This window comes from Gemmatimonadetes bacterium SCN 70-22, assembly GCA_001724275.1.
GTDB lineage: Bacteria > Gemmatimonadota > Gemmatimonadetes > Gemmatimonadales > Gemmatimonadaceae > SCN-70-22.
In genome coordinates this window covers 16,131-42,339 of sequence record MEDZ01000028.1, presented here as the reverse complement: position 1 = coordinate 42,339, position 26,209 = coordinate 16,131, and the positions used below count along the sequence as shown (strand labels likewise).

26 protein-coding genes are annotated in these 26,209 nt (G+C 70.4%); 8 read left to right on the top strand and 18 right to left on the bottom strand.

The window, feature by feature from the left end; translation table 11 throughout:
* The 3 genes from ABS52_14015 to ABS52_14005 form a co-directional block, all read left to right on the top strand.
* On the top strand, window positions 1-459 hold a 459-nt coding region (locus tag ABS52_14015), incomplete at its 5' end, for a GTP cyclohydrolase I FolE (protein ID ODT02429.1).
* Window position 460: 1 nt separating this feature from the next.
* The gene (locus tag ABS52_14010) at window positions 461-1,174 is read left to right on the top strand and encodes a hypothetical protein (protein ID ODT02428.1); all 714 of its coding nucleotides are present in this window, start codon (window positions 461-463) and stop codon (window positions 1,172-1,174) included.
* A 15-nt stretch (window positions 1,175-1,189) separates the two neighbouring features.
* Window positions 1,190-1,903: a hypothetical protein gene (locus ABS52_14005; GenBank protein ODT02427.1), complete on the top strand. Its 714-nt coding sequence runs from the start codon at window positions 1,190-1,192 to the stop codon at window positions 1,901-1,903.
* Window positions 1,904-1,970: 67 nt separating this feature from the next.
* Here ABS52_14005 and ABS52_14000 read toward each other — a convergent pair whose 3' ends face one another.
* From ABS52_14000 to ABS52_13985, 4 genes are all read right to left on the bottom strand, one after another.
* Window positions 1,971-3,797, bottom strand: a complete 1,827-nt coding sequence (locus tag ABS52_14000; GenBank protein ID ODT02426.1) for a hypothetical protein — start codon at window positions 3,795-3,797, stop codon at window positions 1,971-1,973.
* A 119-nt stretch (window positions 3,798-3,916) separates the two neighbouring features.
* Window positions 3,917-4,690 (bottom strand): hypothetical protein, encoded by a 774-nt coding sequence (locus tag ABS52_13995; GenBank protein ODT02425.1) that lies wholly within the window; start codon window positions 4,688-4,690, stop codon window positions 3,917-3,919.
* A complete protein-coding gene (locus ABS52_13990; GenBank protein ODT02424.1) occupies window positions 4,687-5,526 on the bottom strand; it encodes a hypothetical protein in 840 nt (279 codons plus the stop codon). The genes ABS52_13995 and ABS52_13990 overlap by 4 nt, the downstream gene beginning before the upstream one ends.
* A complete protein-coding gene (locus ABS52_13985) occupies window positions 5,456-5,914 on the bottom strand; it encodes a hypothetical protein (protein ID ODT02423.1) in 459 nt (152 codons plus the stop codon). Before ABS52_13985 ends, ABS52_13990 begins: the two co-directional genes overlap by 71 nt.
* Window positions 5,915-6,283: 369 nt before the next feature.
* Here ABS52_13985 and ABS52_13980 point away from each other — a divergent pair, with 369 nt between their 5' ends.
* The gene (locus ABS52_13980; protein ID ODT02422.1) at window positions 6,284-6,802 is read left to right on the top strand and encodes a hypothetical protein; all 519 of its coding nucleotides are present in this window, start codon (window positions 6,284-6,286) and stop codon (window positions 6,800-6,802) included.
* Between the two features lie 15 nt (window positions 6,803-6,817).
* On the opposite strand, the gene ABS52_13975 is transcribed toward ABS52_13980, so the two are convergent.
* The 6 genes from ABS52_13975 to ABS52_13950 form a co-directional block, all read right to left on the bottom strand.
* Window positions 6,818-7,378 carry a hypothetical protein gene (locus ABS52_13975; protein ODT02421.1) on the bottom strand — a complete coding sequence of 187 codons (561 nt, stop codon included), beginning with the start codon at window positions 7,376-7,378 and terminating at the stop codon, window positions 6,818-6,820.
* 16 nt (window positions 7,379-7,394) lie between these two features.
* Window positions 7,395-9,410, bottom strand: coding sequence for a hypothetical protein (locus ABS52_13970; GenBank protein ODT02420.1), 2,016 nt, complete (start codon window positions 9,408-9,410; stop codon window positions 7,395-7,397).
* A gap of 160 nt (window positions 9,411-9,570) precedes the next feature.
* Window positions 9,571-10,098: a hypothetical protein gene (locus ABS52_13965; GenBank protein ID ODT02419.1), complete on the bottom strand. Its 528-nt coding sequence runs from the start codon at window positions 10,096-10,098 to the stop codon at window positions 9,571-9,573.
* A gap of 112 nt (window positions 10,099-10,210) precedes the next feature.
* On the bottom strand, window positions 10,211-11,062 hold the full coding sequence (locus ABS52_13960; GenBank protein ODT02418.1) for a hypothetical protein: 852 nt from the start codon (window positions 11,060-11,062) through the stop codon (window positions 10,211-10,213).
* 153 nt (window positions 11,063-11,215) lie between these two features.
* Window positions 11,216-11,620 carry a hypothetical protein gene (locus tag ABS52_13955; protein ID ODT02417.1) on the bottom strand — a complete coding sequence of 135 codons (405 nt, stop codon included), beginning with the start codon at window positions 11,618-11,620 and terminating at the stop codon, window positions 11,216-11,218.
* On the bottom strand, window positions 11,617-12,405 hold the full coding sequence (locus tag ABS52_13950) for a hypothetical protein (GenBank protein ODT02416.1): 789 nt from the start codon (window positions 12,403-12,405) through the stop codon (window positions 11,617-11,619). Before ABS52_13950 ends, ABS52_13955 begins: the two co-directional genes overlap by 4 nt.
* Before the next feature lie 99 nt (window positions 12,406-12,504).
* Between ABS52_13950 and ABS52_13945 the strand changes: the two genes are divergently transcribed.
* Window positions 12,505-13,884 carry a thymidine phosphorylase gene (locus ABS52_13945; protein ID ODT02415.1) on the top strand — a complete coding sequence of 460 codons (1,380 nt, stop codon included), beginning with the start codon at window positions 12,505-12,507 and terminating at the stop codon, window positions 13,882-13,884.
* Between the two features lie 141 nt (window positions 13,885-14,025).
* Here the strand turns inward: ABS52_13945 and ABS52_13940 are convergent, their stop codons facing one another.
* Complete coding sequence (locus ABS52_13940; protein ID ODT02414.1) at window positions 14,026-17,220, bottom strand: hypothetical protein; 3,195 nt, start codon at window positions 17,218-17,220, stop codon at window positions 14,026-14,028.
* A 59-nt stretch (window positions 17,221-17,279) separates the two neighbouring features.
* The gene (locus tag ABS52_13935) at window positions 17,280-17,531 is read right to left on the bottom strand and encodes a hypothetical protein (protein ID ODT02413.1); all 252 of its coding nucleotides are present in this window, start codon (window positions 17,529-17,531) and stop codon (window positions 17,280-17,282) included.
* Window positions 17,532-17,549: 18 nt separating this feature from the next.
* Here ABS52_13935 and ABS52_13930 point away from each other — a divergent pair, with 18 nt between their 5' ends.
* On the top strand, window positions 17,550-17,789 hold the full coding sequence (locus ABS52_13930) for a hypothetical protein (protein ODT02412.1): 240 nt from the start codon (window positions 17,550-17,552) through the stop codon (window positions 17,787-17,789).
* A gap of 230 nt (window positions 17,790-18,019) precedes the next feature.
* On the opposite strand, the gene ABS52_13925 is transcribed toward ABS52_13930, so the two are convergent.
* From ABS52_13925 to ABS52_13900, 6 genes are all read right to left on the bottom strand, one after another.
* Window positions 18,020-18,679: a hypothetical protein gene (locus tag ABS52_13925; GenBank protein ODT02411.1), complete on the bottom strand. Its 660-nt coding sequence runs from the start codon at window positions 18,677-18,679 to the stop codon at window positions 18,020-18,022.
* 90 nt (window positions 18,680-18,769) lie between these two features.
* Window positions 18,770-19,069, bottom strand: coding sequence for a hypothetical protein (locus tag ABS52_13920; protein ID ODT02410.1), 300 nt, complete (start codon window positions 19,067-19,069; stop codon window positions 18,770-18,772).
* 50 nt (window positions 19,070-19,119) lie between these two features.
* Complete coding sequence (locus ABS52_13915; protein ID ODT02409.1) at window positions 19,120-21,054, bottom strand: DNA gyrase subunit B; 1,935 nt, start codon at window positions 21,052-21,054, stop codon at window positions 19,120-19,122.
* Between the two features lie 185 nt (window positions 21,055-21,239).
* Window positions 21,240-21,548, bottom strand: a complete 309-nt coding sequence (locus tag ABS52_13910) for a hypothetical protein (protein ODT02408.1) — start codon at window positions 21,546-21,548, stop codon at window positions 21,240-21,242.
* A complete protein-coding gene (locus tag ABS52_13905; GenBank protein ODT02407.1) occupies window positions 21,541-22,713 on the bottom strand; it encodes a hypothetical protein in 1,173 nt (390 codons plus the stop codon). Before ABS52_13905 ends, ABS52_13910 begins: the two co-directional genes overlap by 8 nt.
* A complete protein-coding gene (locus ABS52_13900) occupies window positions 22,710-23,489 on the bottom strand; it encodes an enoyl-CoA hydratase (protein ID ODT02406.1) in 780 nt (259 codons plus the stop codon). Before ABS52_13900 ends, ABS52_13905 begins: the two co-directional genes overlap by 4 nt.
* Window positions 23,490-23,630: 141 nt before the next feature.
* On the opposite strand from ABS52_13900, the gene ABS52_13895 reads away from it, so the two are divergent.
* Both ABS52_13895 and ABS52_13890 read left to right on the top strand, forming a co-directional pair.
* The gene (locus tag ABS52_13895) at window positions 23,631-24,668 is read left to right on the top strand and encodes a hypothetical protein (GenBank protein ID ODT02431.1); all 1,038 of its coding nucleotides are present in this window, start codon (window positions 23,631-23,633) and stop codon (window positions 24,666-24,668) included.
* Window positions 24,665-26,137, top strand: coding sequence for a glycerol kinase (locus tag ABS52_13890; GenBank protein ID ODT02430.1), 1,473 nt, complete (start codon window positions 24,665-24,667; stop codon window positions 26,135-26,137). The genes ABS52_13895 and ABS52_13890 overlap by 4 nt, the downstream gene beginning before the upstream one ends.
* Window positions 26,138-26,209: the final 72 nt, after the last annotated feature.

Sequence of the window (26,209 nt, the reverse complement as noted above, 5' to 3'; positions counted from 1 at the left end):
TTCCTGACGCGGGGGTACACGCAGCGGGTGGCGGACGTGGTGGGGGAGGGGGTGTTCGCGGAGGCGCACGAGAACATGGTGATGGTGCGGGACATCGAGTTGTACTCGTTGTGCGAGCACCACCTGCTGCCGTTCTTCGGGAAGGCGCACATTGCGTACATCCCGAACGGGAAGATCGTGGGGTTGAGCAAGCTGCCGCGGCTGGTGGACATGTTCGCGCGGCGGCTGCAGGTGCAGGAGCGGCTGACGGGGGAGATTGCGGAGGCGATCGCGGGGGTGCTGGCGCCGCACGGGGTGGGGGTGGTGGTGGAGGCGTACCACCTGTGCATGATGATGCGGGGGGTGGAGAAGCAGAACTCGAAGACGATCACGTCGGCGCTGCTGGGTTGCTTCCGCGACGACGCGCGGACCCGCGACGAGTTCCTGCGCCTCGCGCACGGGGCGGGCAACGGCCGCTGAGATGCGGGCGCTCGAGGGGACCAGCGCGGTCGTCACCGGGGCCTCGCGCGGGGTCGGGCTGGCCATCGCGCGCGCCCTTGCGGCTGACGGCGCGCGCGTCGCCCTGCTGGCGCGCAACCGCGACGCGCTGCACGCGGCCGCCGGCTCGCTGGGGACGCACGCCCTCCCCATCCCCTGCGACCTCGCGCGCACGGAGGACGTGGACGCGGCGCTCGGCGCCATCGAACGGGCGATGGGCGTCCCCGACGTCCTCGTGAACAACGCCGGAATCTTCGCCCTGGGAGCGATCGGCGCGATGCCGCCGGCCGAGGTGGAGCAGATGGTGTCGCTGAACCTCCTGGCGCCGTATCGCCTGCTGCACGCGCTGGTGCCGCGGATGCGTGCGCGGGGGAGCGGGCACCTGGTGACGATCGGCTCGATCGCCGACCGGCAGACCTTCCCGGAAAACGCGGCCTACGCGGCATCCAAGTTCGGGGCGCGGGCCATGCACGAGATCCTGCGCCAGGAGCTGCGCGGCACCGGCGTGCGCACGTCGCTCGTCTCCCCGGGGCCCGTCGATACGGCGATGTGGGATCCCATCCACCCCGAGACGCGCCCCGGCTTCACTCCCCGCGCCCTCATGCTGCGGCCGGAGGCGGTCGCCGATGCGGTCGCCTGGGTCGTCACGCGCCCGGCCGACGTGAACGTCGACGAGTTGCGGCTGAGCCACGCGTAGGCGAGCATTCGTCGCATGCACATCGAGCTGGTCGATACCCTGCGCTGCCCGCACCCGCACGAGGACACGTGGCTGGTGGCGAGCGTGACGCGCTTCGACGGGCGCGAGGTCGTCGAGGGGACGCTGGGGTGCCCCGCGTGCCGCCGGCAGTTCCCGGTGCGCGGCGGCGAGGTCGACTTCACGGCGGGCGACGGGAGCGGGGCCGGCGGAGAGCCGCCAGCCGCAATCCCCCCGGCGGAAGGTCGCGACCATGGCCGGGCGTCCGGCGAGGCGCCCGACGACGAGGCGTCTGATGAGGCGTCCGACGAGGGGACGTTCCTGCGCGCTCGCGCACTCCTCGCCCTCGCCGAGCCCGGTGGGATCGTCCTGCTGGGCGGCGTGCACGCGCGCCACGCCGAAGCATTCGAGGACGAGGGGCAGGTGATGACGCTCCTCCTGAATGCGTCGCACCCTCCGGGGGGGTGGGGGCGCCCACCGTCGGCGATGCGTGCCGCCGACGGCGTTCCGGTGGCGAGCGGGGCGCTGCGCGCGGCGTGGCTCGACCGCACCACCGCGACCCCCGGCATCCTGGCGGCGGTGGCGCGGGGGCTGCGCCGGGGGGGACGACTCGTGGCACCGACCGACGCCTCGCTCCCGGCGGGGGTGCGGGAATTGGCGCGCGACGCGGGGGAGTGGGTGGCGGAAGGGGAGGGGGGCGTCAGCGCCCCCGTCGCGCTCCGGCGCCGTTAGGCGCGCCCGCGCCGTTGGGCGCGCCGGTGCCGTGCGGTGCGCCGGTACCGCCTGCCGCGCCGCGCCGTCAGGCGGTGTGCTCGTCCTCGTACAGCTGGTCGATCAACGCCCGGTACCGCTGGTCCACCACCCGACGCTTCACCTTGAGCGTCGGCGTCATCTCCCCGGACTCGACCGAGAAGTCGTGCTCCAGCAGCGCCACCTTCTTGGGCGTCTCGAAGCTGGCCAGCCCCGGCAGCTGCTTGTGCACCTCCTTCTCCATCTTGGCCTGCACGGTCGGCATCTGCAACAGCTGCGCGCGCTCGGTCCAGATGAGCCCCTTGAGCGCCGCCCACTTCTCCAGCTGGTCGAAGTTGGGGACGACGAGGACCACGGGAAACTTGCGGCGGTCGCCGATCATCACCGCCTGGCTCACGTACTTGTTCGTCTTGATCAGGTTCTCGATCGGCTGCGGGGCGATGTTCTTCCCCCCTGCCGTGACGATGATGTCCTTCTTGCGGTCGGTGATGCGGATGAAGTCGTCCTCGATCACCCCGATGTCGCCCGTATGGAACCAGCCCTCGGCGTCGATCGCCTCGGCCGTCGCCTCCGGCTTGTTCCAGTAGCCCTTCATCACGTGCGGCCCACGGGTCAGGATCTCCCCGTCAGGTGCAATCATGACCTCCACGCCGCGCACCGGCTTCCCGATCGTCCCGATGCGGAACGCCTCGGGGGTGTTCACGCCGATCACCGGCGAGGTCTCCGTCAGCCCGTACCCCTCGAGGATCGTCATCCCCGCCGCGAAGAAGAACTTGTTGATCTCGCTCGCCAGCGGCGCTCCCCCGGACACGAAGTAGCGCAGCCGCCCCCCGGTGCGCGCCTTCAGCTTGGAGAAGACCAGCTTCTGCGCCAGCGCATACTGCAGCGCCAGCAGCCCGCGCGGCGCCTCGCCCGCCAGTCGCCGCTCCGCCCAGCGCTCGGCCACCGCGCGCGCCCAGAAGAAGATCCGCTTCTTGAGCGCGCCCCCTGACAGCGCGTTCTCCAGCACGCGGGCGTACATCTTCTCGTACAGGCGCGGCACCGACATGGCGATGGTCGGGCGAACCTCCTGCATGCAGATCGGGACCAGGTCGAACGAGTCGACGTAGGCGATCGACGTCCCGGTGGCGTAGAACCAGTAGTCCCCCGTGCGCTCGAAGATGTGACTCAGCGGCAGGAACGACAGCGCCACGTCGTTCCCCTCCATCGGGATCGCGTCGCGGGTGGCCGCGATGTTCGACCAGAAGTTGTCGTGCGTCAGCATCACCCCCTTCGGGGCGCCGGTCGTGCCGGAAGTGTAAATGATCGTGGCGAGGTCGCCGGGCATCACCGCGCGCGCCTCACGCTCCCACGCCTCGGCGCGCTCCGGCGTGTCGCACTCCGCCCCCTTGGCCTCGACGTCCGCCAGCGTGAGGTCGGCCAGGTCCCTCGCATCGGCGTCGAAGGCGATGACGAGCCGCAGCCCGGGCACCTGGTCCCGCACGGCGGCGATCTTCTGCGCCTGTGCGCGCGAGGAGACGAAGAGGGCCACCGCGCCGGAGTCGTTCAGCAGGTACGGGATCTGCTCGGGCGGGAGCGTCGGGTAGATCGGGACGTCGGCCACGCCGATGCTCAGGCACCCCCAATCCGTCAGCGCCCACTCGGGGCGGTTCTCCGACAGGAGGGCGATGCGGTCGCCCCGGATGATCTCCAGGGCGCCCAGGCCGAGCGCGATGCGACGCACGCGGTCACGAATGGCCCGATGCGAGATCGGCTCCCACGAATTCGTCGCGACGCGCACGAGCATGGCGTCGGGCTTGTCGTACCGCTCCAGTGCGTCGAAAAAGAGCCGGGTCAGCGTCCCCTCGGGGGGGCGTGGGCCTCCACTAGCGTACATCGGCGACTCCTGCGGACGATGAGGACAAGCCAACGATCTTGCGCCACGCCTCGCGCCGGGCAGCGCCGTCACCCCGCTGAGGGCCGGCGGCCACACCGGATCGAGCACCCGATCCAGCGCTACGGGGCGGGGATGACGACGATGGTGACGCGCGCCGGGGCACCCTTCAGCGCGGCGCCGCCGATGGTCGCGTTCGCGCGCACCACGATAGTATCCCGAATCACCGTTCCCGCCACCGTACGTACGCGCAACGTGCGGCTGACGATGCCCTGCCCGTCGGTGGTGTCGACCGCCGACGCGCGCCCCTGGGGGCCGACGAGCGAGTACGTCGTCGTGTCGCCCGGGCCAAGGACGGTCCCCCCGCGCACGATCTCGAACTTCACGCGGACGGCGTTCACCACCCCTTGCCCCGCGCGGACGATGAAGCCGACGGTCGTGGACGAATCGATCGACGTCCCCGTGGCGGGGAGCCGGTAGCTCACCGTGTCGGTCGCGGCACCGTTCGGGGCGATCGAGTCGGGGCGAGGGATGACCTCGACGTTGCGCACGAGGCTCTGCAACCCGCCGGCGACCGCATAGATCTTGGCCGTCCCTCGAACGCCGCTCCGGGCGACGAGCAGGTTGCCGTTCGCGATCGTGGCGAACGTGTCGGTGGTGACGAAGGACACCGGGACATCCGGGAGTCGTTCCCCGTCCCCGCCGTACACCTGGGCGCGCAGCACCTCGGCGACGCCGAGGGTGTCGCGCAAGGTGTCACCAGTCACCACCGACGGGTTGGTCGTGGCGACGAACTCGATGGCGGAGATGGCGTGGGGATCGACACTCACGTCGATGCACGACACCGTGCCAGACACGAGGGCCAGGCACGCCAGCGCCGCCCGGCGGCGGGTCACCGGAATCGCTCCGCGAGGAGCGTGGCGAGGTTCACGTACGCCTGGGCCGCGGCGTCGGCCGGGGTCCGCAGCACCACCGGCTGCCCGGCGGCGAACGCTTCCAGCGCCGCCTCGGTGCGGGGGATCACGACGTCGAAGACCATGTTCCGCGGCAGGTGCTCGCGAACGTAATCGGCCACGCGCTGCGACGAGGGATGCCCCGCCTCGAACATCGTGAGCAGGATGCCGTCCAGCGTGAGGTCGCGGTTGCTTTCCACGATCTCCTGGATACCCCGCAGGATCTGCGGAGTTGTCTGCAGGGCGAGCGGCTCACACTGGAGCGGGACGATGACGTGCTGGCTGGCTTCGAGGACGCGATGGACGATGGGGCCGAGGCCGGGCGGCGTGTCGACGACCACCACGTCGCACCGCTCGCGAGCGGTCGCCAGCAGGTCGCGCAGTACCGATGTCTCCGCGATGAGCTGCTGGTAGAAGGTGTGATCTGCCGAATCCGACACGGAGCCGGCCAGGATCACACGAAGCCAGGGGAGCGCGGTGGGGAGGATGATCTCCCGCAGGTTGCGGACGCCGTTGAGGTAATCGGCGAAGCCGTACGAGGGGTGCCCGCGGCGCAGCCCGATCCCGTAGCGCACGGCACCTTGCGGGTCGACGTCGATGACGAGCGTCTTGAGCCCGCGCCGGGCGAAGGCGGCGGCGAGGTTGACCGAGGTCGTGGTCTTCCCCACTCCCCCCTTCTGGCTGACGACCGCGAGGACGCGCCCCACCCTACTTCTCGAGCTCTGGCGACTCCGCCGCTGGCTCGGCCACCTGCGGCGAACGCAGCTCGTCGAGCGCACGCTGCGCGTGCTCGATGTTGGCCGAATCGGCGCTCCTGGAGGGGGAGGCGAGGAATGCCTCGAGGTGCTGTGCCGCCTCGTCGCGGTCGCCCCGCTTGATCAGGAGGAAGGCGAGGCCGTAATGGGCACCCGGAAGGGCGGGCTGCAGTTCGAGCGCGCGCTTGTAGCAGCGGATCGCCTCGTCCATTCGCGACTGGCGCGAATAGGCGATGGCCATGTTGAGCAGGATCTTGTGGTCGTCCGGCTTTTCCCGCAGGGCGAGTCGGTACGAGGTGAGGGCAGCGTCGAGGTCCCCCGACTTCTCGAGGGACAGCGCCTCGCCGAGGTAGTCGAGGCGCCGGGTTTCCTTCTCGCTCCGGCCGCCAAGAAGGCGGCTCAACCATGACATGCGATCGAGGCTGGTCTGAAGGGAGGGCGGCCGGCGCGCTCGCGCGCACCTCGTGCGCACGGCCAGGCGCTTGAGGCGCAAAGCTATCGTGCATCGCCAGCATGGGCAACCGCAGGGCAGCTGCGCCGCCGCCGCCGATCGCACCTCTTGGCCCCGTGCCGGCAGCGCGCACGGCGAGGTGGCGGGAACGGACGCGGCGGCGCGCGTTGCGCCCGACGCGTGCGTCGGAGATCACCAACTCGCCCCCACGCATGCGCCTCGCTAGGTTAGCCTCGAGCAGTTCCGGCAGGGCCGGGTGGGGAGCCATCGCCGATGGCGCGCCCGCACGGCGCCGCACGATGCCGAGGACGTTCACGCCGAGGTTGAGACATGTCGCCGCGTCGCTACGAGATCGATCCCACCAAGGGACGGTTTGATGTGGAATGGCCGCTCTTTGGCGAGCTCTCCCGTGCGCTCGCCCTGAAGGTGGCCAGGGCCTACGACCCGGAGATAGTGGTCGGCGTGGCCACGGCCGGGGTCATCCCGGCGGCGGTCGTCGCGGCGATCCTCGAGCGCGAGTTCCGATCGATCCTGGTGAGTCGACGTGACCCGGCGGGGGTCCGGGAGACGCCGGCCGTCCTCGGGGCGGCCCCTCACGAGGTGCGCGGGCGCCGGGTGCTGATCGTCGACGAGACGTGCGACAGCGGGGCCACGATGCGCCTGGCGGTGGCGGCGATCGTGAATGCGGGGGCGTCCGAGGTCCGGACCGCGGTCTCGTTCAAGACCGGGAGCTACGAGCCCGACTTCCACGCCCTGGCCACCGAGAGCACGATCGTCCTGCCCTGGGACCGCGAGGTGCTGGTGGGCGGGGAGCTGATCCCCAACCCGAAGTACCACGAGGTGCGTTAGGCGCCCCGGCCGACGTCAGGCGTGGGCGGTGATGGCGTCCTCGTACGGGAGGCCGCGCCCCATGTCGTCGTAGATCTGCTCCATCACCGCCGGACTCCCGACGAGGAAGCGACAGCGCGGCGCTCCCGCGGAGCGGCACTCCACCTCCAGCACCGCCACCGGCGCCCCGGCCACGCGGCCGAAGAGGTCGGCGAACATCCCGGTGGTGAGGTGGCAGCAGGGCTGGTCCATGGCGCTCGACGGGTCTGCCTCGCCCCAATCGGGGGAGTCGAGGGTGGCGACGACATCGCCCATCGAGCCGATCGAGAGACTCCCCCAGCCGGCGTCGCGGAAGAATTCCGAGGCCCGCTGCTCGAACGCCTGGACGTCGAGCGACTCGGCGGGGATCTCGCTCCGTTCGCCGAGCCATCGGCGAAAGGCCTCCCACATGGCATCGCCGCCGGCGTAGCCCGCTTCCTGGAGGTACACCGCGGCATCCGGGCCGCCATCGCGCAGGAGGGCCGAGCGCAGCGTGGCGAGCGACGCGCGCGTGAGCGCAAGCATCCCGTGTCCGGTGAGGTCGAGCGGCTGAGGCATGGGGAATCCCGTGTGGTTAGCGTCCAACTCTCCGCAGCAACTCGGCCTCGTCGATGACCTCGACGCCGAGGGCCTTGGCTTTTTCCAGTTTGCTCCCCGCCGCCTCGCCGGCGACCAGGAAGTTCGTCTTCTTCGACACGCTGTCGGTGACCCGCGCACCGGCGCGCTCGAGCATCTCGGTGGCGTCGGTGCGGCTGAGGGTCGGGAGCGTCCCTGTGATGACGACCGTGAGCCCCCTGAGGGCACCATCGTGGGCCATCGGCTGCGGCTCGTCCATCGTGAGCCCCATCACCTCCAGCCGGTGAACGAGGGCACGTGCCGCTGGATCCTGGAAGTATGACACCACGGACCTGGCGATGATCGTCCCGATGCCATGGACGCGGGCCACCTCCTCCTCGGGCGCGCCCATGAGGGCCGACATCGACCCGAAGTGGCGCGCCAGCAGCTCGGCCGCCGTCGCCCCGACGTGGCGGATTCCCAGCCCGAACAGGAGGCGAGAGAGGGGCTGCGCCCTGGACGCCTGGATTGCCTCGACCAGGAGCTGCGCACTGCGCTCGGCGAAACGCTCGAGGCGCTCGACCTGCTCGGTGGTCAGGAGGTACAGGTCGGACGGGTCACGCACCAGCCCCGCGGCCACCAGCTGCTCGACGCGGGCATACGAGAGCCCGCGGATGTCCATGGCATCGCGCGACGCGAAGTGGACGAGCCCCTCGAGCCGTCGTCCCTCGCACTCGACGTTCGGGCAGTAGATCGCGACCTCCTCCTCGTCCCGGATCACCGGAGTGCCGCACACCGGGCACTCGCGGGGCATCCGCCAGGCGAGCTCCGTGCCGGTGCGCTTCTCGGGAACGGGGCCGATCACCTGCGGGATGACCTCGCCGGCGCGCTTGACCTGCACGGTGTCGCCGATGCGCAGGTCCTTGGCGACGATGAGGTCCTCGTTATGCAGCGTGGCGTAGGTGACCGTGGTCCCCCCGATCTCCACCGGGTCGAGGACGGCGTAGGGATTGAGGGCCCCCGTCCGGCCGACGTTGACGCGAATCTCGAGGAGGCGGGTCTCGGCGATGTCGGGGGCGAACTTCCGGGCGACCGCCCAGCGGGGCTCGCGCCCCCCGACGACCCCGAGCTCGTCCTGGAGGGCGAGCCGGTCGATCTTCACCACCCCGCCATCGATCGCGAAGTTGAGCGTGGAGCGCACCGCGTGCTCCAGATGATGGGCCCACTCGTTCACCTCGGCCAGCGATGCGCAGCGGCGCCGGTGCGGCGCCACCGGGATCCCCCATGACTCCAGGGCATCGAGGACCTCCCACTGCGTCGACACCGGGAGCGATTCTCCCGGGGCGGCGACCACGGTGTAGCCAAAGAAGCGCAGCGGGCGGGTGGCGGTGATGGCGGGGTCGAGCTGGCGGAGCGACCCCGCCGCCGCGTTGCGCGGGTTGGCGAAGACCGGCTCCCCCGCCTGCACGCGCTGCTCGTTCATGCGCTCGAACAGGTCGAACGGGTAGTAGATCTCGCCGCGGATCTCCACGCGCCCGGGGTGGCCGCCGCCGTGCAGCCGGAGCGGGACGTCACGGACGGTCCGGATGTTCGGCGTCACGTCCTCGCCCACCGTTCCGTTCCCGCGGGTCGCCCCCGTCACCAGGACCCCGTCCACGTACAGCAGCGACACCGCCGCCCCGTCGATCTTGAGCTCGGCCGAATAGCCCGCGCGCCGCACCTCCTCTCCCGCCAGGCGCACGAGGCGCTCTTCCCACGCCTGCAGCTCCTCGTCGGAGAACGCGTTGTCCAGCGACAGCATCGGGACCCGATGCGTGTGCTTGGGGAGGGCGCTCACCGGGGAGGCCCCCACGCGCCGCGTGGGCGAGTCGGGAAGTTGCAGCTCGGGGTGCTCGCGCTCCAGCGCCTGCAGCTCGCGGAACAGCCGGTCGTACTCCGCGTCCGACATCGACGGACGGTCGAGCACGTAGTACTCGTACGACGCGCGATCGAGCAGCGTACGCAGTTCGGCGGCGCGTTGGGCGGGGGCGGGCATCGGGCGAGAAGACGAGAAGACGAGAAGACGAGAAGACGAGAAGACGAGAAGACGAGAGGACGCCCGCGAAGGGGGGGTGGGCGGAAACAATGCGAAAAAGGGTCCGGCGACAAGCGCCGGACCCCGTCTCCCCGGTGACGGGGGCTCGATGTGGCGGGGGCTACTCCGCCGCCTCGCCCTCGCCCCCCTGCACCCCCTCCTCGAGCCCCCCCTGGAGGAGGAAGTTCTCCACGAAGAACAGTCCCGGCTCGCCCGCCCGGCGGACCATGCGCAGGAGCGTGTCCATGCTCGACACCTCCTCGCGCTGCTCGTTCACGAACCACTCCAAGGCGTTCTTGGAGAGGTGGTCGCTCTCCTTGATCGCGAGGTCCACGAGGGCATTGATCTGCTTGGTGACGCGCAGCTCGGACTCGAGCGAGAGCTTGACCGCGTCCTCGGCGGAGGTGAAGGCGGACCGCGGCGCCGGGATGGCCGGGATGGTGGGGGTCGCCCCGGCGTCGACGAGGTACTTCACGAAACGCATCGCGTGGTCGCGTTCCTCGGCGGCCTGCCGGTAGAAGTGCTTGGCCAGGGCCGGAAGCCCCTCGCCATCGAAGTACACGGCGATGGCCACGTATTGGTGCGAGGCCGCGAGTTCGTTGCCGATCTGCTCGCACATGGCGGCCGTCATCGCGTCGGAAATGAGCATGTCGCGTCGCTGGGTGAAGGGTGTCTGCACGGTAAACGCGCCCAACGCGCCCACCGTTCCCGGCGGCGCTCCCCGGGCAAGCTAGCCGCGGTGTGCTACCGCGCCAGCCGCGTCACCCTTTCGATTCCTCGGCGATCACCTGCAGCGCGACCGAGACCAGGCGATCCAGCTCCTCGTCCGACTCGCGCGGGAGCAGCGTCTCGGCCCAGAGCTGGTCTTCGCTGCGGGCATAACGTGCCACCAGGCGCCGGATGAAGCCGACGAAGGCGATCCGCTCCATCTCCAGGCGCCGCCGGCGCGCGTCCTCTGCATCCTCGGCACGCTGCACCCGCTCGAAGCGGTGGGCGTTGCGCAGGGCGCGCGCGGCGAGCGAGGCGATCACCTCGCAGAACTGGATGTCACGGTCGGAAAACGGCGTGCTGCCACGCTCCGTGCGCAGCACGATCGCGCCGATCACCGCCGTGCGCCAGCGGATCGGGACGACGACGATCGAGCGGACGCTCCGCAGGTCGAGCGCCTCGCGCACCCTCTCCAGTCGCGGGTCGACCTGCACGTCCCGAATGAAGACCGTCTGTCCCGAGGTGAAGGCATGGGCGAGCTCGGGGTAGCGGTCCAGGTCGATGGCCAGGTTCGAGAGCGTGGGGTCCTCGTAGGTGGCCACCAGGTGGACCTCTCGGTTCCCCTCACCGGCCAGGTAGATGGACGAACGGTCGAGCCCGAAGAGCTCGCCGAGCCGGCGGGCGATGCGCTGCAGCACCTCCGCCACCTGCAACGAGCTCCCGAGTTCCCGTTGCAGGTCGACGACCACCAGGAGCTGGTCGCGCTCCCGGGTCAGGTCGTCGATGCGTTCGCGGAGCCGGACGGCCTCGTCTTCCGCCGTGTGGCGGAGCGTCGAGGTGTCGAGCGAGGTGGACGCGTCTGCCGTCGGCGGCGCGTCGAGGGAAGCAGGCGTTGGCAGGGACATGCGGAGCGCGGCGCGTCTCGTGGAGGGCGATGCGGGTCCCGCCGACCGGGCGGCGGGATCTCCGCCCAAGGACGCGCCAGCACGGGTGCGGGTCATTGCGTGCGCCGCCGCGCGCCGGTCGCGTGAGCAGCGTCACGCGACCGGTGTGTACCATCATCCCGGGCCGGGAAGGGTGTGAGGGCCGCGGTCGATCAGCCGGTTCACCTCGGCCAGGACTGCCTGCGGTGCGCACGGCTTCGCGAGATATCCGTCGCATCCGGCCTGCAGCGCGCGCTCGCGGTCACCGGGCATGGCGTGGGCGGTGAGGGCGATCACGGGAATGTGGCGCGTCAGCGATTCGCTCTTCAGCCGCTGCGTCGCCTCCCACCCGTCGACCAGCGGGATCGAGATGTCCATCAGGATGAGGTCGGGGAGCTCCTGCCGCGCCCTGGCAATCCCTTCCTCGCCGTCCAGCGCCTCGCTGACGCGGAAGCCGTGGTGGCGAAGAATGGTCGAGTAGACGATACGGTTGTCCTCGTTGTCCTCGATGATGAGGACCCTGCGGTCCCGTCCTGTCATCCCCCCTCCTTGCTGCGGCCGTCGAGGCGGCGCAACGCCGCATCGGCTTCCTGCTTGTACAGCGGGTCGTTGAAGTCGGTATGCCGTCCGCGGATCACGAGCTCGAACTGCTCCCGTGCCTTTGCCTTCTCGCCGATGTCGGCGTAGATCTTGCCCAGGTCGAGTCGATGCGTGAGGCGGTCGGGATCGACCGCGACCGCTCGCTCCATGAACGCGACCGCGTCCTTCCAGTTCGCCTGGCCGAAGACCTTGCCGCCCAACACGTTCTTCGCGAAGAAGCGCTCGAATCCGTTGAGGCGCATGATCTCGGCGTTCCAGACGCCGAGGACGTGCAAGGCGCCCGGGTGGTTGGGGTCGAGGCGCAACGCCTCCAGCGCCTGCGCCCGGATCTCGGTTGCGTACTTCACGCGGTCGCGCACGCCGAGGGTGAGCGCATTGCGGCCGAGCGCGCGGGCAAGGTGGAAGTGGGCATCCGGATCGTTAGGGCTTGCCTCGACGGCCCGGCGGGCGTATTGCTCTCCCTTGCGGAAGAGCGCCGTTCGCTCGCGGGGGTCGGCGGTCCGCTCCCCGATGTCCACGGCACTTCGCGAGGCCTTGCCGAGCGCTTCCCCGTTCTGCGGGTCGGCGGCCAGCGCCGCCTCGTACTGGAGGAGTGCGGCGGCGGGGTTGAAAGTCTCCTGTTCCCGGTCACCGCGCGCGATCTGCTCGGCGACCGACTGACCGCCGGCGACCGAGGAGAGCAGGAGGGCCGAGGCGGCCAGCAGCAGGGATCGGATGGTCTGCAACGACACGATGGGTCTCCGCGGCTCCGCTACGCGGCGCGCAGCAGCGCTGACAGGGGCGAGGTCGTGGGGGTGAGAGATAATACCCCAAACCGACCGCACATGCTTGCCCAGCGATTGATCGAACTGAAGCGCGATGGCGGGAAGCTCTCCCCGGGCCAGTGGGAAGCGCTGGCGCGCGCCTACGCGACGGGAGGCATGGCCGAGTACCAGATGGCGGCGTTCCTCATGGCCGCCTTCCTCCGCGGGCTCGACCGTGAGGAGGTCGGAGCGCTGACCCGCGTGATGCTCGATAGCGGGCAACGCCTCGACCTCGCGCACCTTGCGGCGGGGCGCATCGACAAGCATTCCACCGGTGGCGTGGGCGACAAGGTGTCGCTGGTCCTCGCTCCCCTGGTAGCGTCGCTGGGCGTGGTGGTCCCGATGATGTCGGGGCGCGGGTTGGGGCATACGGGGGGGACGCTCGACAAGCTCGAGTCGATTGCCGGCTTCAGGACGCGGCTCTCCCTTGCGGAGGCGCGCCGCCAGCTGGACGAGCTCGGTTGCGCGCTGATCGGGCAGAGCGAGGAGATCGCCCCGCTGGACCGCCGCTTGTACGCGCTGCGGGACGCCACGTGCACGGTGGAGAGCATCCCCCTGATCGCGGCGTCGATCATGAGCAAGAAGCTGGCGGAAGGGCTCACCGGACTGGTCCTGGACATCAAGCGGGGCTCGGGTGGTTTCCTCCCGGATCTCGATCGGGGGGTGGAGCTGGCGCGGCTCATGATCGACCTGGGGGCGGAGCACGGCTGTCCGGTGGTGGCGCTGCTGACGGCGATGGACCGGCCGCTCGGACGCGCGTGCGGCAATGCGCTGGAGGTCGAGGAGGCGATCCACGCCTTGCGCGGCGAGGGGCCGCCGGACCTGATGCAGGTGACGTACGCGTTAGGCGCGGAGATGCTCGTCCTGGGCGGCGTGGCGCCCAATGCGGACCACGCCAGGCGCAAGATGGAGGTGGCGATCTCCAACGGGCGGGCCGCCGAGATGTTCCAGCGCATCATCGCGGCGCAGGGGGGCGATCCGTCGGTGGTCGACGATCCGTCGCGCCTTCCCCAGGCGCGCGAGGTCGAGATCTACTCCGCGCCGCGCGGCGGGGTGGTGGCGCGGGTGGAGCCGCGCGCGGTGGGGCGGGGGGTCATCGCCCTGGGAGGAGGGCGCACCCGGATGGAGGACGCGGTGGACCCGAGCGTGGGCTTCGTGATCCGGGCGCGCCCGGGCGACGTGGTCCGGCTGGGGGAGCCGCTGGCCACGATCTTCGCGCGCGACGAAGCCGGGATCGCCGCCGGCATGGCGTCGTTGGCCGAGGCGTTCGTGATTGCCGACGAGGCCGAGCCGCCGCTCCCGCTCGTGTCGCACCGCGTGACCCGGGCGGGGGTGGAACCGTACGAGGCGGAGCCGTGGGTGCGGACGGCGGAGTTCCCGGTGTACGTGGAACCGAGATAGTGGGGAGAAGACGGGAAGACGAGAAGACGGGATCCAGGGAGCCTTCGGACGCCGCACTCGCACGCGGCGGGGCAGGCGGCGGGGCAGGCGGCGGGGCGTGCTCTCGTCTTCTCGTCTTCCCGTCCTCTCGTCTTCTGCTCCTCACATGGCCGTCGTCTTCTTCGGCGGCGGCACCAACTCCGGGAGGCCCAGCGCCCGGAGAATCGGGTTCATCCGCTGCACGCTGGCATTGACCTGCCGCTCCACCATGTCGATCACCGTCTGGGCGTCGCGGCGCACGTCGCCCATGTACTCGCGCTGGGCGGCGATGACGGGGGTGAGGCCGTTGTCGATGCTCCCCATGAGCGACATCGCGCGCTCGAGCGGGCGCGGCCCCTCGGAATAGAAGGGGACCACGTCGCTGCGCGGTCTCGTCAGCTGCAGGCGGACGCTGTCCAGCTTGACGATCTCCTCGCCGGCTGCCGTCGCCATGTCCCGGGCGGCGTCGCCGCGCATCTCGGTCCCGCTGGCCCGGCGCTCCTCGATCTCCCCCTTGAAGGCGACGAGGTTGCGTTCGGTGTCGATCAGCGAGGCGATGACGGTGTTGAGGCGTGTCGCCTGCTCGAATTGCTGGCGGGGCTCACCCTCGGTGACCTCGGCGCTGGGATCCATGCGCACCGTCAGCGACTGCTCCTGCGAGGCACCGGCGACCGTCAGCCGCACCACGTACTGTCCGGGCAGGACCTGCGGCCCCATCGGGCGCGCACGCCAGTCCGAGGGATCGGCGCTGTCGGGCGGCATGTCGCTCAGCACCTTGGGCGCATCCATGCGCAGGTCCCACGTCACGCGGTTGAAGCCGGCGTCGGTGCCCGGGCGCTTGAGGGTCCGGATCACCGCACCGTCCCTGAGGATCTCGAGCTTGAGCAGCGAGTCGGCTGCCGGCTTCTGCCCCAGCCAGTAGGAGATGATCGCGCCATAGGGCGCGTTCTGGCCGCGGAACTGCTTGTTTCCCCAGTTCCACTGCTGGTCCCCCTGGTTGTAGCGGGTGGCCGTGCGCACCGGGAAGAGGTGCGACGCCTTCGCCGCCACCTGCGCCGACATCTGCTGCACCGGCGCGGCGTCGTCCAGGATCCAGATCGCCCTGCCATGCGTGGCCAGGATCAGGTCGTTCTCGCGCGGATGCACCAGCACCTCGTGCACGGCGACCGACGGGAGATTCTTCAGGTGCAACCGCGTCCAGCTGGTCCCGCCGGTCCACGACACGTAGAGCCCGAGCTCCGTCCCCGCGTACAGCAGGTTGGGATTCCGGGGATCCTCGCGGATCACCTGCACGTACGCGTTGGCCGGGAGGTTCCCGGTGATGTTGCTCCACGTGCGCCCGAAATCGGTCGTCTTGAAGACGTAGGGCCGGTAGTCGTCCATCATGTGGCGCTCGAAGGCGGCATACGCCGTCCCCGCCGCCGTGCGCGATGGCTCGACGCCGCTCACCACGGCGTCGGGGCCGACTCCGCCCACGTTAGGCGCCACGTTGACCCATGTCTTCCCGTCGTCCCGCGTCACCTGCAGGTTGCCGTCGTCGGTCCCCGCCCAGAGCACCCCCGGCTGCGCCGGCGATTCGGCGAGCGAATACACGTTGCCGTAGTACTCGGCGACGGTGTTCTCCTTCAGGATCGGCCCGCCGGCGTCGCCCTGCCTTGACCGGTCGTTCTTCGAGAGGTCGCCGGACAGCGCCGTCCAGGTCTTCCCCCAGTCGCTGGAGCGGTACACGATGTTGCCGGCGAAATAGACGACCTTCCGGTCGTGCGGCGACTGCACGATGGGCGCGTTCCAGTTGAAGCGCACCGCGTTGGAGTCCGCCGCATAACCGTCCATGCGCTTCACCTGTGGCGACGCCTCCCGCTGCTCGTAGGTGCGCAGGTTGGTCGCCTGGATCCCCCCGGCCTGGTAGTCGCTCAGGAAGAGGTCCGGGTTGTCCGGGTGCGACACCGCGTAGTAGCCGTCGCCGTTCTGGATGAAGCGCCAGTCGCTGGCCAGCACGGCGGCCCCGCGCGTGCGCGACGGGCCGGTCCAGACGCCGTTGTCCTGCAGCCCGCCGGCCACGTGGTAGAACGGCTCGCGCATGTCGTAACTGAGCTGGTAGAACTGTCCCACCGGGAGGTTCTGGAACCACTCCCACGTCTTCCCCTGGTCGTACGAGACGTTGAGTCCCCCGTCGTCCCCCATCAACAGGCGCTTCGGGTTGGACGGGTCGATCCACATCGTCTGGTGGTCGCCGTGGAAGTTCCCGGTCATCGGCTTGAAGGTCAGCCCGCCGTCGATCGACACCATGTACGACATGCCTAACGTATACACGCGGTCGGGATTCTGCGGGTCCACCCGCAGGTCCGCATAGTAGAAGCCGCGCCCGAGCGTGTGGGCGTTGTCGCTCACCTTGCGCCAGCTCTCGCCGTGGTCGTCGGAGCGGAAGACGTACCCCTCCTTCGTCTCGGCCACCACGTAGACCACGTTCGGCGACGACGGCGCGACCTTGATCCCGATGCGCCCCATCAGCTTCGGGAGCCCCTTGGTCATCTTCTGCCACGAGCGCCCGCCATCGGTGGAGCGGTACACGCCACCGAGCGTGTCGCCGGAGCGGAACGTCCACTGCTTGCGGTCGAAATGCCACATCCCCGCGTAGAGGATGTTGGGATTCTGCGGATCGATGTCGAGGTCCGAGGCGCCGTGCCGGTCGTCGGTGTGCAGCACCGGCTTCCAGCTGTCGCCCCCGTCCTCGCTCATGAAGACGCCGCGCTCCGCGTTGGGGCCGAACGCGTGGCCGATCGCCGCCACGTACACCTTGCGCGGATCCCTGGGGTGGATCACCACGCGCGGGATGTGCCGCGTGTCGGCGAGCCCCAGGTGCTTCCACGTGCGCCCGCCATCGGTGGTGCGGTAGATCCCATTGCCGAACGAGACCGAGTTGCGGACGTTCCCCTCACCCGTCCCCACGTATACCACCTCGTGGTTCGTCGGATCGACGGCGAGGTCGCCGATCGACTGCACCGGCTCCCTGTCGAAGACCGGGGTCCAGCTCGTCCCGCCGTTGATGGACTTCCAGACGCCGCCCGAGGCACTCCCGGCGTACAGGATCGCCGGGTCGCCGGCGACCCCCTCGATGTCGGCCATGCGCCCCGACATGTTGGCCGGGCCGATGTTGCGCCAGGCGAGCCCGGCGAAGGTGGACTCGGCAATGGAGCCGCCCATCGCCGGCGGTGCGGCGCGTTGCACCTGGGCAGCCGCCGGCAGGGTGGCGCCGAGGAGGGCGAGGACCAGGATCGACGCCGTGCGTCGGCCGCGGCAGGTGGCGCGAGGAGTCATGGAGACGCGTACCTCTGGGGAATTGGGAGGGCGATGCCTCGTGGCATCGCGCGCGGCAATCATACGCCGCCGTCGACGATCGCGGGAGCGGCCACGGCGCGACCAGCCACCGCGCCCTCGCGGCGCGACCACCCATCGCGCGCCCGCCCGCCGCGCGCCCGGGCGCCTCCGCCCCCGTGCCGTCCCATGGCGCCCCCCTTCTCCGTGGGAAACACGCGCGACATCTTGTCGCAATCGCCCGCCGAACGGGATCGTGCGGACGCCGCTCCATCCCGCCGCTCCATCCCGCCGCTCTCGCCCGCCATCCACATCACGCCATCGAGGACTCCGTGGACATCGACCTGAAGAAGTACGGCAAGCTCGCCTCGCTCGGCGCCTTCGGAGTCGCCGCGGGGTGTGTGGCGCTCTTCGCGCTGCTGGCCTGGGTGGCGACGCCCACCGCGACCGGCGGCATCGACGGCGTACATGCGACCATCGCCTACATCGGCGTGGGTGTCCCGCTGGCCGCCATCATCGCCGTGCACGTGGTGTACGCGCGGCAACTCGCGAGGTACGCGAAGTCGGAGTAGGCCCGCACGGCAACGCGCGCCGTACGCGCGGTCGGCGCCGGCACGCACGGTCGGCGCGCTCCCCGCCGGGGATGCGGTGACGGGCAGTCCGGCGTGGGCCGTCTCGCTTCCGGTCGGACCGGGCCAGCGCCCGCCGTGGGGCGTCAAGCGGAACGGCGGCACGCGCATCGTCTCGCGCGTGCCGCCGTTGTCATTTCCTCCCTGCCCGGCGAGCCGGGCCCGCGCGTCGCCTAACGCCGACCGAAGGCGAAGGAGAAGCCGACGCCGTACGTGGGGTCGGCGTCCTCGACCCCGAACGGGAGCGAGATGTGCGGGCGAATGAGGAAGGTGGGGGTGAGGACGAAGCTCAAGCCGCCCGAGAGGATGCCGAACGTCTCGGTATCAGACTCCGTTCCGCCCGCGACGTCGACGGTGAAGCGGGTGTAGGCGGCCTGGAGCGCCGCGAAGGGGATGAGGCGCATCGTGGAGCTGGTCCCGACCTCGCTCCCGATCGCGATGCCGGCGGTGCCGTAGGTCTCGCTCGAGCCGTAGCTGCCACCGAGGACCTCGACATCGGGGTAGTTGACGTAGCCGAGGGTGCCGACCGGGCAGACCGCGACGTTCTTGCGGGTGCCGACCATGTAGGAGAGGCCACCGTCGATGGCGACCGACTTGGCGGTGCCGTCGACGTGATCGATGTCGCGCAGCTGGGCGGAGACCCCGCCGAAGGCGATGGACGAGCCGAGGCCGAGGCGCGCGTCGATGGCCTTGGCGCCGCTGGTGAACAGGCCGCCGACCGTCAGGTTGGTCGAGTTGGTGACTAACGACGAAAGGCCCAGGCAGGCCTGTGCCTGCGCACCGGCAAGCGGCAGAAGCGAGGCAGCGAATGCAGCGAGGATCTGGCGTTTCATGTATACGCTCCGGGTTGAAGTCAGCGGTGCCTGTGAGCCAGGGCGACCGCGGTTCCTAGATAGGCGGGTCGAGCCTGCGGCGCAACGGTGCTACGAGATCCAGGTGCCGAGTGCGACGCCGAAGAAGGCAAGCACGAGCAGCGCCACGGCAACGATCCCCAGCAGGACCGCCGCCGCGCGCAGCGTCGTCAGCGCCCGCGCTCGCCTCTTCGTGTCCCCCCGCTCCTTCGCCGCGATGCCCCACGCGCCGCCAGCTGCCAACAGGAGGAACGGGGGGAGGGCATGCCACGCGCCAGGGGCGAGGAGGACGAGTGCCACTCCTCCCACGAGTCCGGTGACCGTCATCACCACCAGGAGCGCGTCGGGGGCTCGCCGCGTGAGCGACGTCACCAGGGCGCCGAGCGTGGGCTCCGGCCCCTCGGGGGAGGAGGGGGGGATCGTCAGATGTCGAGGTTGCTCACGAAGCGCGCGTTGGCCTCGATGAATGCCTTGCGCGGCTCCACGTCGTCGCCCATCAGCGTCTGGAAGATCTGGTCGGCCATGACCGCGTCGTCCATGTTGACGCGCATGAGGGTGCGGCGCTCCGGGTCCATGGTGGTGTCCCAGAGCTGCTCCTTGTTCATCTCGCCGAGTCCCTTGTAGCGCTGGATGTTCACGGAGTTGCGCTCCGACCCGCCGAGGCGCTCGGTGTACGCCTCGCGCTCCTTCTCGTCGTAGGCGTAGAACTCCTGCTTCCCCTTCGCCACGCGGTACAGCGGGGGCTGCGCGATGTACATGTAGCCGGCCTCGATGAGCTCGCGCATCTGGCGGAAGAAGAACGTGAGCAGGAGCGTGCGGATGTGCGCCCCGTCCACGTCGGCGTCGGTCATGATGATGATCTTGTGGTACCGCGCCTTCTCGATCTCGAACTCGTCCTTGATCCCGGTGCCGATCGCGGTGATGATCGTCCGGATCTCCTCGTTGGAGAGGACCTTGTCGATGCGGGCCTTCTCGACGTTGATGATCTTCCCGCGGAGCGGGAGGATCGCCTGGAACTCGCGGTTGCGCCCCTGCTTGGCCGAGCCGCCGGCCGAGTCGCCCTCGACGAGGAAGAGCTCGCACATCGCGGGGTCGGAGAGGGAGCAGTCGGCGAGCTTGCCGGGGAGCGTGCCGACGTCGAGCGCCGACTTCTTGCGGGTGAGGTCGCGCGCCTTGCGTGCCGCTTCGCGCGCCCGCGCCGCCGATACCGCCTTCTCGACGATGATGTTGGCCGTGCGCGGGTGCTCCTCGAGGTACGCCGAGAGCCAGTCGTTCACGACCGTCTTCACCGCCGACTCGGCCTCGGAGTTCCCGAGCTTCGTCTTCGTCTGTCCCTCGAACTGCGGCTCGCGCACCTTGACCGAGACGACCGCCGTCAGTCCCTCGCGCACGTCGTCGCCCGAGAGGGAGAAGTCGGCCTTCTTGAGGAAGTTCCCCTTCTGCGCGTAGCTGTTGATGGTGCGGGTGAGCGCCGCCTTGAAGCCGGTGAGGTGCGTCCCGCCCTCGTGCGTGTTGATGTTGTTGACGAAGGTGAAGACGTTGTCGCTGTAGCCGTCGTTGTACTGCAGGGCGATCTCGATCCCGATGTCGTCCCGATCCGTGTCGAGGTACAGCACCTCGGGATGGAGCGGCTTCCTGCTGGTGTTGAGGAACTTGACCATCTCCTGCAGCCCGCCCTTCGCATGGAAGGTCTCGGTCTTCGTCCCCTCCACGCGCTCGTCGCTGAGGGTGATGATCACCCCCTTGTTGAGGTACGACAGCTCGCGCAGGCGGTTGGCCAGCGTCCCGTAGTCGTAGTGCAGCTCGGTGAAGATCTCGGGGTCGGGCTTGAAGTAGACCTTCGTCCCGGTGTCGCGCTCCCGCACCTTGCCCAGCGCCTTGAGCGGCGTGGTGGTGGTCCCGCGCCGGAAGTCCATGTAGTACTCCTTCCCCTCGCGCTTCGTCCACACCTTGAGCTGCTCGGAGAGGGCGTTCACCACCGAGACGCCCACGCCATGGAGCCCGCCCGACACCTTGTAGCTGTCCTTGTCGAACTTGCCGCCGGCGTGCAGCACCGTCATCGCCACCTCGATCCCCGGCATCTTCTCCGTCGGGTGCATGTCGACCGGGATGCCGCGCCCGTTGTCCTCCACCGTGATCGAGTCGTCGGCGTGGATGGTCACCTTCACCGTGTCGCAGAAGCCGGCCAGCGCCTCGTCGATGGAGTTGTCCACCACCTCGTAGACCAGGTGATGAAGCCCGCGCGCTGACGTCGAGCCGATGTACATGCCCGGGCGCTTGCGAACCGCTTCCAGCCCCTTGAGGACCTGGATGTTGCTCGATTCGTACGAGTTCGCCTGGGGATTGGTCTTGGCCATGTCTGCCCGTGTTGGACGGCTGGAGGGACCCGAAGAAGTGCCGAAGCTCGGGGAGTGCGAGAACCATGAAATGTACCCCGGCACGAGCACATTTTCAACCGCGGAGCTGCTCGCCTAACCGGTTGTTTCTTAACGGCTTAGCGGCACTTGCCCGGTGCCGTCCGCCCCGGGGAATCGCCCCGCCGCTAGCGCATCAGCGTCCAGCGCAGCCGATGGATCGGCTTGTCACCCGTGATCCGGTTGATCGAGGCCAGGAGCTCGCGCTCCATCATCGTGAGCTCCGACATCCAGGTGTGGCTGCGGACAGCGACGAAGAGCGTCCCGTCTTCGGTGATGGAGAGGGGGCGCGTCACGGCGGCGATCTGCGGCCCCACCAGCGCCCCCCATTGCTCGAGCACCGCCGCCTGCTTCACCCGCGCGTCGATCCCGCTGCGCTTGAGGAACTGCGTCAGGAGGTCGGCCAGGCGCTCCGGTGAGTCCGGCCCGTTAGGCATCGCCCCGCCTCCCGGTGGCCACCCCGGCGCCGGTCACGCCCTCTGGCGCCAACTCCCCGTCGAGAATGCGATAGCGCGGCAGCGAGGTGTACTCCGGCGGCACATCGCCCTCGCGCGGCACGACGAGGAACGTCTGTCCGGCAGGCCCCTCCCGCAGGACCCCGAGGATCCGGCGCGCACGCTCCACGTCGAGCTCGGCGAACGGGTCGTCGAGGAGCACCAGCGGGGTGCGCCCCCCGCGCTCCCGCAGCGTCTCGCGCTCCAGCAGGCGAAGGGCGATCGCTGCGGTGCGCTGCTGCCCCGCCGACCCGAAGGCGCGCAGCGCCTTCCCCCCCATCTCGAGCGCCAGGTCGTCACGGTGCGGACCGCTGTGCGTCACCCCGCGCCGGAGGTCGTGGGCGCGGTCGCGCTCGAGCGCCGCCGCCAGCTGCATCCTCACCGCCCCCTCCTCCCCGGCATCGTTCCCCGGCACCGCGAGGGCGGTGTGGTACTCCAGTGTCACCCGCTGTCGCTCGCCGATGGCCGCACAGAGCGCCTCGAGCCGGGGGGCGGCCCAGCGGCTCCACTGCAGGCGCTCGCACCACAGCGTCGCGCCGGCCTCGGCCAGCGCCGGCTCCCACACCGTGGCCCGCTGGGCGCCGTCGCCCCGCCGCACCGCCTCGCGGAGCGAGGCATTGCGCCTGACGAGCGCCGCCCGGTAACGCTGCAGCGCGGTCAGGTAGCGTCGCGAGGTGGAGGCCAGCGCGATGTCGAGGAAGCGCCGGCGCTCGGTCGGCGCCCCCGCCACCAGCTCCACGTCGCGCGGCGAGAACATGACCGACGGCACCGCCCCGAAGGCATCGGCCAGCCGCTCGCACTCCACGCCGTCCATGGTCACCTTCTTGCGCCGCGCCGCGCGCGCGAAGCCGACCCCCATCACGTCCACCCGTGCCCCCGCCAGGCACGCCTTCACGTGGAAGGCCTCGGCGCCGAAGCGGACCAGCTCCACGTCGCGCGCCCCCCGCACCGATCGCAGCGTGTGCAGGTAGCGGATCGCCTCGAGCAGGTTCGTCTTGCCGTGCCCGTTCGGGCCGACGATCGCCATCCCCGCCACCGGCACCTCGAGCTCGACGCGCGCCAGGTTCCGGAAGTCGCGGATGGAGAGCGCGGCCAGGGCGAGTGTCACCGGCCCGTGAAGTTCGGGGGACGCTTGGCCAGGAACGCCGCCATCCCCTCGGCCATGTCCGCCGTCCCCGAGAGGATCGCGAAGTGGTTGGCCTCGAGGTTGAGCCCGTCGTCCTGCGTGGATTCACTGCCACGGTTCACCGCCTCGATGCAGTGCGCGACGGCGAGCGGCGCGTTGGCCAGGATCTGCCGCATCATCGCCTCGGCGGCCGGGAGCAGCTCGGCCGCCGGCACCACCTTGTTCACGAGACCGATCCGCAGCGCCTCCTGCGCATCGACCATCTCCCCCGTCAGAAGCAACTGCAGCGCGCGCCCGCGTCCCACGAGGCGCGGCAGCCGCTGCGTCCCGCCGTATCCCGGGGTGATGCCGAGCTTCACCTCCGGCTGGCCGAACCTGGCCGCCTCGGAGGCGATGCGGATGTGGCACGCCATCGCGAGCTCGCACCCGCCGCCGAGCGCGAAGCCATTCACCGCGGCGATGACCGGCTTCGGCGACTGCTCGAAGGCGTCGAAGACGCGCTGCCCGTGTGCGGCGCGCATCTTGGCATCCATCGGCCGCTGGCTCGACAGCTCGCCGATGTCGGCCCCGGCCACGAACGCGCGCTGCGCCCCGGTCACGATCACCCCACCGATGTCATCGCGGCGGCGCACCTCGTCGATGGCCCGACCGAGCTCGGCGATCGTGGCGTCGTTGAGCGCGTTGAGCTTGTCGGGGCGGTTCACCGTGAGGAGGGCGATGCGATCGGTGACGCCGAGCGTGAGGTTGTCGAAGGACATGGCGCAGGCACGAGAGGGACGAGGGTGGGGCCGCGTACGTCAGCCGGGTGAAATCTACCGCCATGCGCCCCTCGGGCGTGATGCCGTCGATCCGCTCCCGCTCACGATGGGGACGGGGTAGCTTAGCCCGCCATGGAGATCATTCAGGCGGTGCGCTGGTCGCCGGGCGGCGACGCCGTGCGCATCATCGACCAGACCCAGCTCCCGGGGACGTTCGCCGAGCGCGACCTGCGCACGGTGGACGAGGTGCGCGATGCCATCAGGACTCTCGCGGTCCGCGGGGCGCCAGCCATCGGGATCGCGGGCGCCATGGGGATCGTCACCGCCCTGGCTCCGCATGCCGGAGAGGCGCCGGGGGCGTTTCGCGATCGCTTGCGGGCGGTGGCGGCGGAGATCCGCGAGGCGCGACCCACCGCCGTCAACCTCGGCTGGGCCGTCGACCGGATGCAGCGCCTGGCCGACGTGACGGACGGGAGCAACGAGCTCCTCCTCGCCACGCTGCGGCGTGAGGCGACGGCGATTCTCGAGGAGGACCGGGCCATGTGCGAGGCCATTGGCGCCCACGGCGAGCCGCTCCTTCCGGAGGGGGCTCGGGTCCTCACCCACTGCAACGCCGGGGCGCTGGCCACGGGGGGCATCGGGACGGCGCTGGCCCCAGTCTACCACGCGGCGCGGAACGGGCGCCGGGTGGTGGTCTATGCGGACGAGACGCGCCCCCTGTTGCAGGGGAGCCGCCTGACGGCGTGGGAGCTGGCCCGGGCGGGGATCCCGGTCACCGTCATCGCCGACAGCATGGCCGCGTCGCTCATGGCGCTCGGGGCGATCGACCTCGTGATCGTGGGGGCGGATCGCATCGCCGCCAACGGTGATGTGGCCAACAAGATCGGGACCTATGGAGTCGCGGTCCTCGCGCACCATCATGGGATCCCCTTCTACGTGGCGGCCCCGTCGTCCACGATCGATCCGACGACGCCGACCGGACGCGAGATCGTCATCGAGCAGCGCGCGCGCGAGGAAGTGGTGCGCCCCTTCGGCGCCGCGACCGCGCCGAGCGACGTCATGGTCTGCAACCCCGCCTTCGACGTGACGCCGGCGACACTCGTGACGGCGATCATCACCCACCGGGGGATCGTGCGGGGGCCGTACGACTTCACGAGCGCCTGGTGGACCAGCGCATGAAGCACGTGCTCGCCATCGACCAGGGGACGACCGGCACCACCTGCCTCGTCGTCCGCGCCGACGGCGCCGTTGCGGCACGTGCCTACCGCGAGATCACGCAGCACTATCCACGGCCCGGGTGGGTGGAGCACGACGCGGTCGAGATCTTCCAGCGGACGTGCGAGGCCGCGCGCGAGGCCATCGAGATGGCGGGTGTCACGCCGGTCGCCGTCGGCATCACCAACCAGCGCGAGACGATCATCGTCTGGGAACGCGAGACGGGACGCCCGGTGTCGCGCGCCATCGTGTGGCAGGATCGCCGGACGTCCGCGCGTTGCGCCGAGCTCGCGCCACGGGGGGCGGAGATCGCGACGCGCACCGGGCTCGTCGTGGATCCCTATTTCTCGGCGACCAAGCTGGAGTGGTTGTTGCGCGAGGAAGCGCTCGAGCGCCGCGCCGCCCGGGGCGAGCTGCTGGCGGGCACGATCGACGCGTGGCTCATCTGGACCCTCACGGGTGGGGAGGTGCACGCCACCGATCCCACCAATGCCTCGCGTACGATGCTCTATGACATCGACGCGGGGGCGTGGAGCCCGGAGCTGTGTGCCCTCTTCGGAGTTCCGCTCGCAATGCTCCCGGACGTGCGTCGTTCGGCAGGCGACTTCGGTGTCGCGCGGCGCGAGCACCTGGGCGTGGAGCTCCCGATCTGCGGCGTCGCGGGCGACCAGCAGGCGGCGCTGTACGGCCAGGGATGCTGGGCCGGCGGCGAGGGGAAGAACACGTATGGCACGGGTGCCTTTCTCCTCTTCAATGCCGGTGCGGCGCGCCCCAAGGGCGGGGGAGGACTCCTCACCACGGTCGCGTGCGACGCGTCTGGTGGTCCGGTCTACGCCCTCGAGGCGGCGATCTTCGTGGCCGGTGCCGCGGTGCAGTGGCTCCGCGACGGGTTGCAGCTGGTGGAGAGCGCCGCCGAGACCGAGTCGTTGGCCCGGTCGGTCGAGTCGACGGGGGGCGTGTATTTCGTCCCGGCGTTGGTGGGGCTTGGTGCCCCGCACTGGGCCCCGGAGGCGCGCGGCACCATCGTGGGGATCACGCGCGGGACGTCGCGCGCCCACCTGGCCCGGGCGGCGCTGGAGGCCATGGCCTATGGCACGGCCGATGTCGCGGCCGCGGTGCGGGAGCAGGGCGTGGCGCTCGACCGTCTCCGCGTCGATGGCGGGGCCACGGCCAACGACTGGCTGATGCAGTTCCAGTCCGACGTCCTGCAGGTGGTGGTCGAGCGCCCGGCGATGATCGAGACCACGGCGTTAGGCGCGGCCGGGCTGGCGGGAGTCACCGCCGGCGTGTGGCGCTCGCCCGGCGAGTTCCTGGCCGCGCATGACTTCACGCGGTTCTCGCCGCAGCGCGCGGCGGCGGAGGTGCGGGCGGGGTACGCGGGGTGGCAGCGGGCGGTGCGCGCGGCGCTCGCCTGGGCCGATGATCGCCCATGAGGCCGGCGGGCGCCGGGCGTCGCACTCGCCGTTCCCCGTCCGCGCGCCGTCCGGTCTCCGTCGGGCCATCGC